The sequence below is a fragment of the Rhodococcus cercidiphylli genome, from assembly GCF_033042225.1.
Taxonomy (GTDB): domain Bacteria; phylum Actinomycetota; class Actinomycetes; order Mycobacteriales; family Mycobacteriaceae; genus Rhodococcoides.
This window is the reverse complement of record NZ_JAWLKE010000002.1, coordinates 211,062-226,752: the sequence shown is the minus strand read 5'-3', so window position 1 is coordinate 226,752 and position 15,691 is coordinate 211,062. Positions and strand designations below refer to the sequence as shown.

The following is a 15,691-nucleotide window of genomic DNA, read 5'->3' as shown; positions in this document are numbered from 1 at the left end:
GTTCTCGCTCATGACCATCGACCGTCCGGATCCTTCGTCGATCACGGACCGCACGGAATTCGCGGCAGCATTGCGTGCGATCAGGACCGAGGCGGGTGCCACGGTCCGGGAGATCGTAGAGCGTTCCGGTGGCTTGCACGGCACCATCAGTGGCTGGTTCTCCGGACATCACGTCCCGACCAAAGCCAGCGCCGAAATGTTCGCTGCCGTACTGATCGCATGCGGCGTAGCCGACGAGGACGAGCGCGCTCTGTGGTGGGACGCGGTGTCGAGGGTGCGGTCGATCCCGGGCAGGCGGACCGTCGATCCGGTGAAGGGCGACCCTCCGTACAAGGGTCTCGAGGCGTTCGAGCCGGCCGATGCAGAGTGGTTCTTCGGACGTGACGACGTGATCGAGCGTCTGAGCACGCGCGTCCGGGAAGCCCTCGGCTCCGGTGGAGGCATCGTCTTCGTCGTCGGTGCTTCGGGCTCCGGCAAGACCTCGCTCCTGCGTGCCGGGCTGGCATCGAGATTCCCCGGTTCGGAAGTCCATTCCGGCGTCGGCGATATTCGTGCCTTCCCCGAGCGAGCCGAATCCTTTGCGCCGGGATCGGTTCTCGTCCTCGATCAGGCCGAGGAGTTGTGGACACTGGCGACACCGCTGGAGCGCGAGAACTTTCTGCGTGCGGCAGCGGCGTTGCCGAGCGCCGGGTCGGTTCTCGTGGTCGGACTGCGGGCGGATTTCTACCAGAACGCCGTGTCCGAGGACGCGCTGCTCGCCGGCCTGTCCGACAACCCGGTGGTTGTCGGGCGTCTCACCGAGTCACAACTGCGGGAGGTCATCCTGTCGCCTGCCGCGAAGGCGGGTGTCTCCGTCGAGGCCGCCCTCGTGCAGGTCTTGGTCGGCGAATTGGGTCCACGCGGATCGCAGTTCGCCCACGACTCCGGTGCCCTGCCGCTGCTGTCCCATGCCCTGCTCACCACGTGGCAGGTGTCGAGCGGCAGAACGTTGACTGTTTCGGACTACCTCGCAACCGGCGGGATCGGCGGTGCCGTGGGGCAGAGCGCCGAGGAAGTGTTCTCGGCTTTGACCGCCGAACAGCAGCGCGAGACACGACGCATCTTCATGCGGTTGGTCAATCTCGACGACGAGGTCGTCACTCGTCGCCGCGTCGATCGCGTGAAGCTGTTCAACGGAGACGAGAACGAGGTCGCGGTCACCGACGTCGACATCGTCGTCGAACGGTTTGCCGCACGCAGACTGCTGACCGTCGGAGAAGAGACCGTCCAGATCACCCACGAGGCGTTGCTGACGGCGTGGCAGCGGCTGCGCGAGTGGCTCGACGACGATCGTCAGTGGCTCGTCGAGCACCGTCGACTCACCCAGGCCGCAGAACTGTGGGAGAACAACGATCGCGACGACGGTTCGTTGCTGCCGGAATCGAGGTTGGCGCTGGTGCAGGAATCCCTCGGTCCGGTACGTCGGCGAGATCTCAACTCGGTCGAGAGGCGGTATCTCGACGCGAGTGCGAACCGAATCGAGCAACAGAACCGAAGCGACCGACGTCGGCGACGCACCCTCGAAACGCTCGTCACTGCACTCGCGCTGCTGACCGTACTGGCTGTGACACTGGCAGTGACCGCGTTCGTTGCTCGGTCGGACGCGAACAACCGACGGGTCGAGGCCGAGCGCGCGGAGGCAGAGCCTGTCTCACGTCAGATCGCCGGTGTCGCAGAGCAATTGAGGACTCGAGATCCCGGGCTGGCGGCATATTTCGCGTTGGCGTCGTACGAGGTGGACCGCACGACGGAGGCGCGGTCATCGCTACTCGATTCATCTGCGATCCACACTCCTGTGCGGCTGCTCGGAGTGGAGGGCGGGGCGGTGACCGCGGTCGAGCCGCGCGGAAACATCGTGGCGACAGCCGGTTCCGACGGACACGTGCGGATGTGGTCGCTCGCAGACGGGCACGCGAAGCTCGGTGAAATTGTCTTGCGTGACGCCCGGGTGTTGACGTTCGATCCGCAGGGGAGCGTGCTCGCTGTGGGAGGATCGTACGGCGTCGAGCTGTGGGATGTGGCGAACCCGTCTGCGCCGATGTTGTTGTCGCGCATCGACGCAACTGGCGTCAGTAGCCTGTCGTACTCTCCCGACGGCCGGCTGCTCCTCGTCGGAACCCAAGATGACAAACTGCCTCTCCTCGACGTTGCAGATCCCACCGCGCCGCGCACCATAGGTGAAGTCTCTCAACCTGGTTCGCCGACAGCGACGGAATTCAGTCCCGACAGTCGATACCTGGTGACGGCCGGTCCGGGGCGCGCGATGCGGCTGTGGGACGCGACCCGACTGACCGCGTCTCCAGCAGCCCCTGTCGTTCCGCTGATCGACGTCCCCTCGGACGGATCGACCTACACCGCGCTACAGCTGGCATTCTCTCCCGACGGCACCACGTTGATCGCGGGTACCGCCGGTCGCGAGGTTCTACGCTGGGCGGTCGACGGCGGTCGGCTGACTGCACTACCGGCGTTGACTGGATTCACCAGTTACGTCAACGACGTCGCGTTCAGCGGGGACGGGGTGTTGATCGCTGCGGCGAGTTCGGACAACACCACGAAGGTGTGGGACGCCGACTCGGGAACGCTGCAGCGGACACTGCCCGGCCCCATCGAGGTCACTTCGCTCGCGTTCTCACCGGATCGCTCGTCGATCGTGACGGCCAGTGGCGATGGCATCACGCGGATCTGGCCACTTCCCGGACCGGCCCTGGTCGATGCCGGCGACACGATCTATCAGAACCCCATCGGTGCGTCGGACACCCGGATGCTCGTCGGTGCCGGTAGCCGAGCCCCGGCCACGATCGTCTGGGACGTCACGGATGTGGAGAATCCGGTGGCGTCGGCACCGTTGGTGATCGGCGACGGTGCCCAGCAGACGGGGGCGGTAGCACTGACCGCAGACGGCACCCGTGCTGCTGTGGGTATCACCACCGGTGGATTTCAGCTTTGGGACACAACCGATCTCACCGATCCGGTCGCCCTCGGTGGCATTCGGGAGGCAACGACCAGCTTGACTGCGGGGCTGGTCTTCGACGGAACGGGAACCCTTCTGGTCGTCTCCGGCCAGAACTCGAACGACGTGTCGTTGTGGTCGCTGGCCGACCCAACGACCCCGCGAGCGTTGTCGACCCTGGAGGCGGGTAACTACCCCGCGGGTATGGCGCTGTCACCCGACGGTTCGGTACTCGTCATCGCCAGTGTCGGTGGCGTGGTCGAACTGTGGGACATCTCCGACCCCACCGATCCGCGTCGAAGGACCACGTTGGGCGGTTTCGGAAGTGACGTGCAGGCCGTGGCCATCTCACCGGACGGGCGAACACTCGCCGCAGGCAGTGCTGATCGCTCGATTCGACTGTGGGACATGGAGAATCCGGACAACCCACAGCACCTCTCGCGCATCGTCGGACCGTCCAGCCCGATCTGGTCGCTCTCGTTCGATCGATCCGGTACGCGGCTGGCCGCCGGTGAGGGGGGATCGACGCTCTGGCTGTGGAACGTGGGGGACCGCTACGCACCCGAGGAGTATGCCGCACTCACCGCGTACGGCCAGCGTGTCTACACCGCGGTGTTCGGCGCGGGCGGACAGGTGCTCTTCGGCGGTGGCTCGGCCCGCGACCTCCGCATGTGGCAGACCGAGCCGGACGAGGTCCGCAGTCGCCTGTGCGAATCCGGGGGCTCGGTGGTCACCGAAGCCGAATGGGACCGCTACCTGCCCGGGGTGCCGTATCGGCAGTTGTGCGAGACCTGATCGACCGCGGAGCCAGGGCTAAGGATCAGGGATCGGTCGGCTGAATCCCACCAGCATCCCGGTGTAGCGCTTGGGCGGCGGAGCGGCGAATTCGCCCCTCTTTCCGGTACCCAGTCCCAGCGAGACCAGTGACTGCACGAACAGTGTTCCCGCGGCGACGCCGTCGACCACCGGTACGCCGATCTCGGCCGAAATGTGTTGGCACAGATCGGCCATCCCCGCACATCCGAGGACCACGGCATCGCTACCGTCCGTCTCCACTGCGATGCGACACGCCTCGGTGACGATCTTGCGGGCGTCGGGGTCCGTCTCGAGATCGAGGACCGGCAGGTCGCACGCGTGGATGCCGAGGCAGTGGCGTCCGAAGCCGTAGTGGTTCGCCAGATCCTGGGCACGCCCGACGGTGCGTCCGAGTGTGGTGACGACGCTGAAGCCTCGGCCCAGGAAGCTCGCGGCGTGCATGGCCGCCTCGGCGATACCGATGACCGGCCCGGCCGCGAGTTCGCGAGCCGCGTCGATGCCGGGATCACCGAAGCAGGCGATGACGTAGCCGTCGACCCCCTCGGCCTCGCCACTGGCGATCTCGGCGAGAATTCCTGGGACGCTGAGGGCTTCGTCGACATGGCTCTCGATCGAAACGGGCCCCATCGCGGGGCTGACCGCGTCGACGACCGTGCCCGGGCCGACCACGGCCCGGGCACAGTCACCGATCGTTGCGGTCATCGAACTGGTGGTGTTCGGATTGATGACCTTGATGAGCACGGAAGAGATCCTATGCCTTCGCTGGAACGTCGAAGTTGGTGACAGCCAGCTTGGTTCGCGTCGCAAGGAAGTAGTACGTGGCGAATCCGATGCCGCAGCCGATGAACCAGCTGTACTTCGACGCCGTGGACATACCGGCGATCTCCAGGCCGTCGACGGCTCCGTTGAACAGCACGGTGAACATCGCCACCGCTGCGCCCGCGACGGTCGCGTACACCGCCGCCGGGTTGTAGCCCTTCGAGTACCAGTACAGGCCGGTCTTGGACATCGAGAAGAGTTCGTCGACCGCCACGTGCTGCTTACGGATCAGGTAGTAGTCGGCGATCAGGATTCCGAACAGAGGCCCGATGAACGCGCCGAGGGTCTCGAGCGTCAGGTGGATGACCTCGGGATTGTTGTACAGGTTCCACGGGGTGATCAGTACCGAACCGACTGCGGCGATCATGCCACCGGCGCGCCAGCTGATGCGTTGCGGGCTGACGTTGGAGAAGTCGAACGCCGGAGCGATGAAGTTGGCGACGATGTTGATGCCGACCGTCGCGATGGCGAAGGTGAGGGCACCGAGGACGATGGCGAAGGTGCTGTCGATGCGGGCGACCGTCTCGACAGGGTCGGTGATCAGCTCCCCGAACACCGGCAGAGTCAGCGAGGCGGTGACGACAACGAGGATGGAGAACACCAGGAAGTTGACCGGCAGACCGAGGAAGTTGCCCTTCTTGACGGCAGCGTAGGACTTTCCGTACCGAGAGAAGTCACCGAAGTTGAGCATCGGACCGGAGAAGTACGAGACGACGAGCGCAATGGCTCCCAGCATGACGGGAACGGCGCTGAAGCCGGTGTACTCGACATCGCCGAGGGTGAGATCGATTGCGCCCCAGCCGGCTTTCCAGATCAGGTAGCCGCACAGCATGAACATGACGACGTAGACGGCAGGGCCGCAGAAGTCGATGAACTTGCGGATCGACTCCATCCCGCGCCAGAACACCGCAGCCTGAACGACCCAGAGGAACAGGAAGCTCGCCCAACCGAGCAGCGACAGTCCGGCGAAACCGTAGTCCGCGGTAACGGCGTACGGAGCCAGAGACGGGAACAGCTTGATCAGCACGATGTCGAGGGCAGCCGATGCCAAGAATGTCTGGATGCCGTACCAGGCCACCGCGATCAGGCCACGGATGATCGCCGGGATGTTGGCACCGAGTACTCCGAACACGCTGCGACAGATGACCGGATACGGAACCCCCGTCACCTGGCTCGGCTTGGCGACCAGATTGCAGAAGAAGTAGACGATCGTGATGCCGACGAGCAACGCGATCAGCACCTGCCAACTGGCCAGCCCGAGCGCGAACAGGCTGCCCGCCGTCACGTAACCGCCGACCGAGTGCACGTCCGACATCCAGAAGGCGAAGAGGTTGTACGAAGTCCAGGTCTGCTTCTTCAGCGGAGCGAGATCCTCGTTGGTCAGCCGTGGGTCATAGGTGTCCTTGATCAGTCCACCACCGACGGGGTGGCCCGCGGCTTCCACGAGATCTCCCGTTTGAGCGGGACCGTGCGCTGTATCTGTCATCGATGCTCCTGACGGCATGGCGTATGAGACGAACGAAGGAGGTGAACGAGCGAATGAGGAAAAGTTAGCGGCGAAGTGTTGCGCACTCGTGACGAGAGCGATATATCTTTTCGGTCGTTCCTGCAGGCTCCACTCCCGTATCTTTTCCGGTCGTTCCTGTGGCCCTATTCCGACGACGGATCGGCGAACAATCCGTGATCGTTCGACAGTGTCGAAATGACCGAATTGAGACGCGTGTGGTGATGCTGCGCGGCGCGCAGCAAGCCCGCGGAATCGCCGGCCAGAAATGCCGCGAGCATTTCGGCGTGATCGCTGTGCAGCGAAGCCCTGTCCGACCCGGCGACATGCACCATGGGTTGCACGGGTTCGGTGATGTTCCAGGCAGATTCGAGCATGTGCAGCAATCGATGCATGCGGGACGGACGGGTCAGGGACAGGTGGAACTCACGCGAGAGGCGGTGGTATTCTCGCGAGTCGTCCTGGGCAAGCGAGGCCTCGAGTTGACGATTGATCTCGACGATATGGGCCCGGTCGGCCTCGGTGGCGAGCTCGACCGCGGACGGTAGTGCAGCCGTCTCCAATACCTCTCGCACGATGTACATTTCGCGAAGTTCGGCTGCGGTCAACTGAGCAACCGTGTAGCCCAGATTCGGTCGATGATCGACCAGTCCCTCGCCGATGAGTGTCTTGAGGGATTCGCGCACCGGAATTCTGCTCACCCCGAAGAGTTCCGCTACTTCATTGAGCGGAATCGGCGTATTCGGCGGCGCATCGCCGGCAAGAATGACTCGGCGCAACTCTTGCAGAATTGTCGGTTGCGGGCCGCCGGGTGCCGATATCGACAATTGCGAGAGCAATATGGATCGGCGACGGGGTGGCACGAATCGAAGATTATCGTCGCAGTGTTTCGGCGGCGTGACGTCCTCGTTCCATCCGATAGCATCTGCACTTATGGCCACGGACCCCCTCGGTACGCAGTACTGGCCGGACCTGGACGGGTCTCGCACCCTGGTGGTACCGGTGGGCTCGATCGAGCAGCACGGTCCGCACCTCCCGCTCGATACCGACACTCGTATCGCAACCGCCGTGGCGCACACCATCGCGGATGCTCTCGTGGCCCCCGCGATCGCGTACGGAGCCAGTGGCGAGCACGAGGGATTTCCCGGCACCGTCTCGATCGGGGCCGCAGCTCTCGAATCGGTTCTGGTGGAGTACGGGCGTTCCGCGTGCCGCTGGGCCGAGCGTGTGGTGTTCGTCAACGGACACGGAGGCAACGGCCCCACCGTGCGCTCTGCCGTACTGCTGCTGCGCTACGAGGGCCGCGACGTCGTGTGGTTTCCGTGCGCGATACCGGGAGCAGATGCTCACGCCGGGCGCACCGAAACGTCGTTGCTGCTGCACCTTTCGCCCGAGGTGGTGAACATGAGCAAGGCCGAGGTGGGCAATGTCGCCGACATCGCCGACCTGTTGCCTGCGCTTCGCGTCGACGGCATGGCACCGATCACTGCGAACGGGGTGCTCGGTGATCCCACCGGGGCCGATCCGGAGGAGGGGCGTCGGATGTTCGAGCAGCTCTGCACCCGCGCCGGCGACGCTGTGCAGAGATGGAGTCCCTCCGAGCACGGAGTGATCACATGAACGAGCTCGATGGAATGCCTGCTGAGGGGCCGTCCGACGATTCCGGAAAAACGGGGCGTGGGTATGTTCCGTCCGATTTCACGGGTGGCCGACACTTCGGCGTCTCCTCCGCTTACGATCTCCTGATGGGTGAAGGTCGGTTGCCTGACGGCTTCGGGGTGCGAGTCGATCCACGCGTACGCACATTCTCCGAAGGACGAGTCCTGATCGGTGGTTCACCGACACGCATGCTCAAGCTCGCACCGACGGCAGCGGCGATGATCGGTGACGGTTTCATCGAAGTGACCGACTCGCAGTCCGCTCTCGTTGCTCGCAAACTTCTCGACTCGGGTGTCGGGAACCCGCGCCCTATGTCGATCCCGTCGCCGAGCGACGTCACTGTGGTCGTACCGCTCAAGAACAACGAGGCCGGGTTGGAGCGCTTGATCGCAGCACTTCACGGTCTGCACGTCATCATCGTCGACGACGGGTCGGACGTTCCGGTCGCAGTGCCGCGGGTCTCGTGGAGTGTGGGCAGCGTGACGGTGCTCCGGCACGAGCACTCGCGCGGACCCGCTGCGGCGCGAAACACGGGATTGCGATGTGCCACAACAGATTTTGTTGCTTTCCTGGACTCGGACGTCGTTCCGCGCAAGGGATGGCTCGAGGTGATGCTGGGGCACTTCTCGGATCCGGCCGTGGCGCTGGTGGCACCCCGAATCGTCGCGCTGGAGCCCGAGGGCAGCGCCCTGGCCAGGTACGAACACGCGCGCTCGTCCCTCGATCTCGGTCGCAGGGAAGCAGCGGTACGCGCAGGCAGCTCGGTCTCCTACGTGCCCAGTGCGGCAATGCTGATTCGTCGGTCGGTGGCGATGGACTGCGAGGGATTCGACGAGTCGATGCACGTGGCCGAGGACGTGGACCTGTGCTGGCGGCTGCAGGAGGCGGGTTGGCGACTGCGCTACGAACCGGTCGCTCACGTCGCGCACGAGCATCGCGTCACCTTCGTCGAGTGGTTCGCCCGCAAGCTGTTCTACGGGACCGGTGCCACACCGTTGTCGGCACGTCATCCGGGAATGGTGCCGCCCATCGCAATGTCGCCGTGGACGTTGGTCGCATGTCTGCTCGCCGCGAGTCTGACGAGGATCGGACTCGTCGGTGCCGCCGCCACACTCGGTGTCACGATCGTCCGCCTGCGCAAGATGTTCGTCGGTCTGGATCAGCCCACGCGGATCGCGGCCATTCTCGCTGCCGAGGGTTTCGTGGCGGGGTTGTGGCAGTTGGCGTCGGCCCTGTGTCGACACTATTGGCCGATCACTCTGCTCGCTGTGCTGCTGTCGAGTCGTATTCGTAGAATAGCGCTGGGATTGGCTGTTGCAGAGGCGTTTTCGGATTGGTACAAGCATCGGGAACTCGGCGGCCTCGACCCGGTGCGGTATGCGTTCTACAAACGTGCCGATGATGTTGCGTACGGCGCAGGCCTGTGGCGCGGTGCACTGTCCGCGCGCAGCATGGACGCGCTCAAGCCTCGCCTGGACGGCTGACGCGGTGCGAGCCGGGCCCGCCCCGCAGACGGTGTGATCGGAATCGAGCACGCGGACGTCATCGTCGTGGGAGGCGGATCCTGCGGCTGCGTCGTTGCGTCGAGGCTCAGTGAGAATCCGGATCGGTCGGTGCTGTTGCTCGAAGCCGGGCCTGCGTTCTCCGGCGTCGCCGACGTTCCGGCGGCTTTGCTCGACGCGTCGACGCTTCCCATCGGTCCCGGGAGCGAATGGGTGGGCACCTATGCGGCCGAACTCGCGGCGGACGTGTCTCGGACGATCGCGCGGGGCCGGGTGCTGGGGGGCTCCGGCGCAGTGAACGGCGGTTACTTCGTCCGCGCCACGCCGGGTGACTTCGACGCCTGGCCGCAGTCGGTGTGGTCCTTCGATCAGGTGTTGCCGTTCTACATCGGCTCCGAAACCGATCTCGACGTCGGGGCGACCGGGCAGTGGCACGGTTCCCGCGGACCGATGCCGGTCTCGCGCACTCGCGTGCAGGACCGACATCCCGTGACGGCAGCATTCGTCGAGGCCGCGACGAACGCGGGCTTTCTGTTCCACGAGGACCTGAATGCTCCCGACGCGGCCGTGGGGGGAGTGGGCGTCGTGCCCTCGAATATCCGTGACGGGGTCCGCGTAAGTGCTGCTCTGGCATATCTGTTGCCAGTTGTCGGAAAGAAGAACCTTCGGGTACAGGGGAATACGACGGCCGCGTCGTTGATATTCAAGGGAAGCAAGGTGATCGGGGTCGAGATCATCGCCGACGGTGTACGCAGTGTCGTCGAGTCCGACACCGTTGTCATCTCGGCCGGCGCGGTGCAGACGCCCGCCCTGCTGCTTCGATCCGGCGTAGGACCGTCGGAAAGTTCTGCTGCGCTGGGTGTTTCGGTCATCGCCGACAGTCCGGGAGTCGGCCAGGGTTTCAGTGACCATCCCGAGGTTGCCGTTCCCGTCGTCACGACGAACGAATTCCCGACGGCATCTCGTGCTCTGGAAGCGGTGCTGCATGCGGGCGACGTGGAGATCAGGCCCTACACCAGAAGATTCGACCGACTCATTTCCGGGCTCCCCGCAGGTCCGCACGTGTTCGGTGTCGGCCTCATGCGCTCGACGGCGCGAGGGAGCATCGCGCTGCGCAGCACGGATCCGTTCGAGGCTCCGGACGTGCGCTACCGCTACCTCGAATCGGAGGGTGATCGGCAGGCGATGCGAGGTGGCGTCGCACTGGTGCGAGATCTGATCGCATCGCCGTCCATGGCCTGCGCTGAAGTCCCTGCGACCGACGACCCTTTCGCGGCACTGGGCACGTCGTTGCACCTGTCCGGTAGCGCCAGGATGGGTCCCGAGTCGGATCCGGGGTCGGTGCTCGACGATCACTGTCGCGTGCGGGGAGTGGACGGAGTCTTCGTGATCGATACTTCGGCGTTCCCGGTGGTGCCCAGCCGCGGCCCGCATGCGACGGCGATCATGTTCGCCGAGCGCGCCGCGGCGTTGATGGGAGGGGACCAGGCGCAATGACCGGTGACTGTTGCAGACCACGGTGGGGCGTGTAGGCGTAGCGTTCGTGGTCTGGGGACCGTTCAGGTTCCCCGATAGATGGGTTACTGCCATGTCGGACAAATCGCCCCGCAACACGATGACCAAGAAATCCGGCAAATCGCTCAAGGACAAGCGCGCAGACAAGCGGGCCAAATCGAGTGGTGACACCAGCAACGACATCATCACCACGGCCGTCAAGAAGAAGTAGGCACTGGGGGTCGGCGCAACCGGCCACGGCCGCGCGCGTCGGCCACGGCTGTATCCTTGCGTGTGAGCTGGGTTACAACGATGTGGACAGGTCACGGAGGAAGCGTCGAATGGCAAGCCGATCGGACAGTGGTGGCAACCCCTGGGTCGCAGTGCGCCCCGGCGAGGACGTCGCTGTGCTCGCGCGCCAGATGTCCAGTGCCCATCAATCTTTCGTCGACGATGTTCGTACCCACGGTTCGGCCGTCCGGTCCGTCGTTCTCGATTCGTGGATGCGCAGCCGAACCAAGGGTGTCGACCCGGACGGTGGCAACGACACTCCTGCGCTGACCGGTGCGGACCTCGAGCGCTACCGCAACGGACACCCGATGGCCATCATCCGCCCGGTGATTCGAAAGCTTCTGGTCGAGGACGCGTCCGACACCGGTTTGCTCGTTGCGATTTCCGATGCCGAGGGACGCCTGCTGTGGGTCGAGGGTGATTCCGCGGCCAAGGACCGAGCACTCGCGATGGACTTCGCCGAGGGGGTCGATTGGAGCGAGGAGAGCAAAGGCACCAACGCCCCCGGCACTGCGCTCGCGGTCGATCACAGCGTGCAGATCTTCGCATCCGAGCACTTCTCGCGGTCGGTGCACGAGTGGAGCTGCTCGGCGGCACCGGTGCACCACCCCACCAGTGGTCACATCCTGGGTGCCATCGACATCACCGGTGGCCCGCGGGTAGCGGTGCCCGAGGTGCTCTCGTTGGTGCGCGCAACGGTCGCCGCTGCTGAATCCGAGCTGCGCCTGCATCTGATGAACTCGCCGAAATCGTTGGGCGACACAGCTCCCCGGCTCGAGGTCCTGGGATCGGGACGGCCGGGAGTGGTGCGCGGATCCGGCCGGATACCGCTCTCTCAGCGGCACGCCGAAATTCTGCTTCTGCTCGGTGAGCATCCCGAAGGCCTGAGCTCCGACCACCTCGCCGTACTGCTCGACGAGCAGGAACTCGACTCGGTCACCATTCGCGCCGAGATGTCGAGGCTGCGCAAGGCCTTCGGTACTGCAGGCCTGGCATCGCGGCCCTACCGGCTGGTCGGCGAGTTGTCCTCCGACGTCGGCGATATCCGACGAGCCCTGGATCGAGGCGACGTCGACGCTGCTCTGCGCATCTATTCGGGCCCGGTGCTTCCCGGGTCGTCCGCGCCGGGAATCGAGGAGATCCGCGAGGAACTGCGGTCTCGGATGCAGGCCGCATTGCTCCGACTCGGAGATCCGGTGCTGCTGGCGCAGTGGACCTCGTCCATCCACGGGCGCACGGACGTCATCGCATGGGAGGCGTACCGTGCCACGCTCAGCCGCGACTCCGCGCTCTACGGGCAGGTCAGTGCGCGTATCGACCTTCTCGACCGCGATCTCGGCATCTGAGGAACCGGTCGCTCCAGGCCGTCCTCGGAATCGGCAACGTAGTTGCAACGTTGCAAGCCCTAGTGTCCTGAATCACACACCGCATCAACTGTGAAGCACGTGTCGATCAGGAGGATTTTCAATGTCCGTCTACGCCCGTCCAGGTACCGCCGATTCCGTCATGTCGTTCCAGTCGCGCTACGACAACTGGATCGGCGGCGAGTGGGTACCGCCGGTCAAGGGCCAGTACTTCGAGAACCCGACTCCCGTCACCGGTGAGAACTTCTGCGAGGTCGCCCGTTCCACGTCCGAGGACATCGAGCTCGCGCTCGACGCCGCACATGCCGCAGCCCCCGCATGGGGCAAGACCTCCGCGGCCGAGCGTGCCGTGATCCTGAACAAGATCGCCGACCGCATCGCCGACAACCTCGAGTCCATCGCGCTGGCGGAGTCCTGGGACAACGGCAAGCCGATCCGCGAAACACTGAACGCCGACATCCCGCTGGCCATCGATCACTTCCGATACTTCGCCGGCTGCATCCGCGCGCAGGAGGGATCGCTCTCCGAAATCGACAGCGACACAGTCGCTTACCACTTCCACGAGCCGCTCGGCGTCGTCGGGCAGATCATCCCGTGGAACTTCCCGATCCTCATGGCCGTGTGGAAGCTGGCCCCCGCCCTCGCGGCCGGTAACGCAGTGGTGCTCAAGCCCGCCGAGCAGACCCCCGCGTCGATCCTGCACCTGATCTCGATCATCGGCGATCTGCTGCCTGCGGGCGTGCTCAACATCGTCAACGGATTCGGCGTCGAGGCAGGCAAGCCGCTGGCATCGAGCCCGCGTATCTCCAAGATCGCGTTCACCGGCGAGACCACCACCGGCCGCCTGATCATGCAGTACGCGTCGCAGAACTTGATCCCGGTGACCCTCGAGCTCGGTGGCAAGAGCCCCAACGTCTTCTTCTCCGACGTGCTGCAGGCCAACGACGACTACCAGGACAAGGCGCTGGAGGGCTTCACGATGTTCGCCCTCAACCAGGGTGAAGTGTGCACCTGCCCGTCGCGCTCGCTGATCCAGGCCGATATCTTCGACGAGTTCCTCGCCCTCGCAGCCATCCGTACCAAGGCTGTGCGACAGGGAGATCCGCTCGACACCGAGACCATGATCGGCGCACAGGCCTCGAACGATCAGCTCCAGAAGATCCTGTCGTACATCGAGATCGGCAAGGGCGAGGGCGCACAGGTCGTCACCGGCGGCGAGCGTGCACAGCTGGGCGGCGACCTCAACGGCGGCTACTACATGCAGCCCACGATCTTCACCGGCAAGAACAACATGCGCATCTTCCAGGAAGAGATCTTCGGCCCGGTCGTCTCGGTCACGTCGTTCACCGACTACGACAACGCCATCGAGATCGCCAACGACACCCTGTACGGGCTCGGCGCAGGCGTCTGGTCGCGGGACGGCGGCATTGCCTACCGCGCCGGCCGCGATATCCAGGCCGGTCGTGTGTGGACCAACACGTATCACCAGTACCCCGCGCACGCGGCCTTCGGTGGTTACAAGCAGTCGGGTATCGGCCGCGAGAACCACAAGATGATGCTCGATCATTACCAGCAGACCAAGAACCTGTTGGTCAGCTACGCGCAGAAGGCACAGGGCTTCTTCTGATGAATGCCCCTCGGCCGCCTGCGCGGCTGAAGACCACCGTCGAGGCGATGGACCTGCTCCGTCGCCTCGGCGGTATCCACGGCGAACTGATGATGCATCAGTCCGGGGGATGCTGTGACGGGTCGTCGCCGATGTGTTATCCCGCGGGCGAATTCATCGTCGGCGACCGGGACGTTCTTCTGGGGTACATCGACCTCAGGCTCGGGGTCGGCGAGGTCCCACAGGATCTCCCGAGCGGGAGCGACGGTGTACCGGTGTGGATTTCGGGGTCTCAATTCCAGGCGTGGAAGCACACGCAACTCGTGCTCGACGTGGTTCCCGGCCGCGGCGGTGGGTTCTCGCTCGAATCGCCCGAGGGAGTGCGCTTCCTCAGCCGCGGACGTGCGTACACCGCCGAGGAGAACGACATCCTCGCCGAGCACCCACCGCTCGTGGGCGTCGACTGGGAAGAAGGCCGACGGCCGGAGATCCCCGACGATCCCCTGGTGGTCGCCGAGGCCGTCGACGCATGTCCCGTTCCGGGGATGCTCCAGGGCTGAATGCCTGCGGCAGTGGTGCGGCTGAGAGCCCCAGGCGGCACTCAACCGCACCACTGCGCGCAGCGCATACAGTGCAAACGATGAAGAGCGCACCGAAGTCCGACCACGTCGAGGGTGACGAGAGCCTGCGCACCGTGGTCATCGCTTTCGTCGCCAACCTCGGCGTCGCGATCGCGAAGACCTTTGCAGCGGTGTTCACCGGATCTGCGTCGATGGTTGCCGAAGCCGCGCACTCGTGGGCCGATACCGGGAACGAGATCTTTCTGCTCGTCGCCAATCGCCGGGGATCGCGCGGACCGGACGATCGACGGCCTCTCGGGTACGGGCGGGAGACCTACTTCTGGTCGACTCTCGCAGCGGTCGGACTCTTCGTCGCCGGTGCGGCGGTGTCGGTGTGGCACGGCATCACCTCGCTGTTCGCCGGCGAATCGAGCAGCGAGAACTACCTCGTCGCATACGTGGTGCTCGGCATCGCATTTCTGCTCGAGGGAGTGTCGTTTCTGCAATCGGTTCGACAGATTCGCGGCGAGGCAGCCGAGTACCACAGAGACTTTCTCGATTACGCACTCGAGACGTCGGATCCGACACTGCGCGCGGTGTTCGCCGAGGACAGTGCCGCACTGATCGGCATCGTCATCGCCGGTGCCGGAATCGGATTGCATCAGCTCACCGGTAACGCTGCCTTCGACGCCATCGGCTCGATTCTGGTGGGTGTGCTGCTCGGAATCGTCGCGTTCGTACTCATCGATCGAAACCGCCGATTCCTCACCGGCGAACCGGGATCGAGAGCATTATGGAACGCGGTGGTGCAGCGGCTCGAGGAACTTCCCGACGTGGCGTCGGTCCGGTTCGTTCGCATCGAGTTCGTCGGTCCCAAACAGCTCTACGTGGTGGCGAGTGTCGATCTCGTCGGTGATTTCGCAGAATCACGCATCGCGCACACGCTCCGGCGGCTGGAGCGTGAGTTGGAAGCCAACAGAGCTGTGGTGGACGCAGTACTGACAGTCGCCGAACCGGACGAGGGAGACCTCGGCGACGTCAACGCCGTCGGGTACCAGCCGTAATTCGCCCGTCATTCATCGATGAC

General features: G+C 64.8%; 12 protein-coding genes. 9 read left to right on the top strand and 3 right to left on the bottom strand.

What is annotated here, in order from left to right:
• The first annotated feature begins 10 nt into the window (after positions 1 to 10).
• The gene (locus R3P95_RS04630; protein WP_317547417.1) at positions 11 to 3,784 is read left to right on the top strand and encodes a WD40 repeat domain-containing protein; all 3,774 of its coding nucleotides are present in this window, start codon (positions 11 to 13) and stop codon (positions 3,782 to 3,784) included.
• Positions 3,785 to 3,802: 18 nt separating this feature from the next.
• Here the strand turns inward: R3P95_RS04630 and R3P95_RS04625 are convergent, their stop codons facing one another.
• The 3 genes from R3P95_RS04625 to R3P95_RS04615 form a co-directional block, all read right to left on the bottom strand.
• The gene (locus tag R3P95_RS04625) at positions 3,803 to 4,546 is read right to left on the bottom strand and encodes an aspartate/glutamate racemase family protein (RefSeq protein WP_317547416.1); all 744 of its coding nucleotides are present in this window, start codon (positions 4,544 to 4,546) and stop codon (positions 3,803 to 3,805) included.
• A gap of 10 nt (positions 4,547 to 4,556) precedes the next feature.
• Positions 4,557 to 6,110, bottom strand: a complete 1,554-nt coding sequence (locus R3P95_RS04620; protein WP_149405318.1) for an NCS1 family nucleobase:cation symporter-1 — start codon at positions 6,108 to 6,110, stop codon at positions 4,557 to 4,559.
• A 164-nt stretch (positions 6,111 to 6,274) separates the two neighbouring features.
• Complete coding sequence (locus R3P95_RS04615) at positions 6,275 to 6,991, bottom strand: GntR family transcriptional regulator (protein ID WP_317547415.1); 717 nt, start codon at positions 6,989 to 6,991, stop codon at positions 6,275 to 6,277.
• A 70-nt stretch (positions 6,992 to 7,061) separates the two neighbouring features.
• Between R3P95_RS04615 and mftE the strand changes: the two genes are divergently transcribed.
• The 8 genes from mftE (at position 7,062) to R3P95_RS04575 (ending at position 15,668) form a co-directional block, all read left to right on the top strand.
• Positions 7,062 to 7,748: a mycofactocin biosynthesis peptidyl-dipeptidase MftE gene (mftE, locus tag R3P95_RS04610; protein WP_149405319.1), complete on the top strand. Its 687-nt coding sequence runs from the start codon at positions 7,062 to 7,064 to the stop codon at positions 7,746 to 7,748.
• 125 nt (positions 7,749 to 7,873) lie between these two features.
• Positions 7,874 to 9,271 carry a mycofactocin biosynthesis glycosyltransferase MftF gene (gene mftF, locus R3P95_RS04605; protein WP_317547794.1) on the top strand — a complete coding sequence of 466 codons (1,398 nt, stop codon included), beginning with the start codon at positions 7,874 to 7,876 and terminating at the stop codon, positions 9,269 to 9,271.
• 33 nt (positions 9,272 to 9,304) lie between these two features.
• A complete protein-coding gene (gene mftG, locus R3P95_RS04600; protein WP_394855387.1) occupies positions 9,305 to 10,786 on the top strand; it encodes a mycofactocin dehydrogenase MftG in 1,482 nt (493 codons plus the stop codon).
• Between the two features lie 91 nt (positions 10,787 to 10,877).
• Positions 10,878 to 11,015, top strand: a complete 138-nt coding sequence (locus R3P95_RS04595) for a hypothetical protein (protein WP_176460347.1) — start codon at positions 10,878 to 10,880, stop codon at positions 11,013 to 11,015.
• Between the two features lie 109 nt (positions 11,016 to 11,124).
• On the top strand, positions 11,125 to 12,420 hold the full coding sequence (locus tag R3P95_RS04590) for a sigma-54-dependent transcriptional regulator family protein (protein WP_068051494.1): 1,296 nt from the start codon (positions 11,125 to 11,127) through the stop codon (positions 12,418 to 12,420).
• 121 nt (positions 12,421 to 12,541) lie between these two features.
• Complete coding sequence (gene exaC, locus R3P95_RS04585) at positions 12,542 to 14,065, top strand: acetaldehyde dehydrogenase ExaC (RefSeq protein WP_068051492.1); 1,524 nt, start codon at positions 12,542 to 12,544, stop codon at positions 14,063 to 14,065.
• Complete coding sequence (locus R3P95_RS04580) at positions 14,065 to 14,604, top strand: DUF779 domain-containing protein (RefSeq protein ID WP_300514581.1); 540 nt, start codon at positions 14,065 to 14,067, stop codon at positions 14,602 to 14,604. The genes exaC and R3P95_RS04580 overlap by 1 nt, the downstream gene beginning before the upstream one ends.
• Before the next feature lie 80 nt (positions 14,605 to 14,684).
• Entirely contained in the window at positions 14,685 to 15,668 is a 984-nt protein-coding gene (locus R3P95_RS04575; RefSeq protein WP_317547414.1) for a cation diffusion facilitator family transporter, read from the top strand.
• Positions 15,669 to 15,691: the final 23 nt, after the last annotated feature.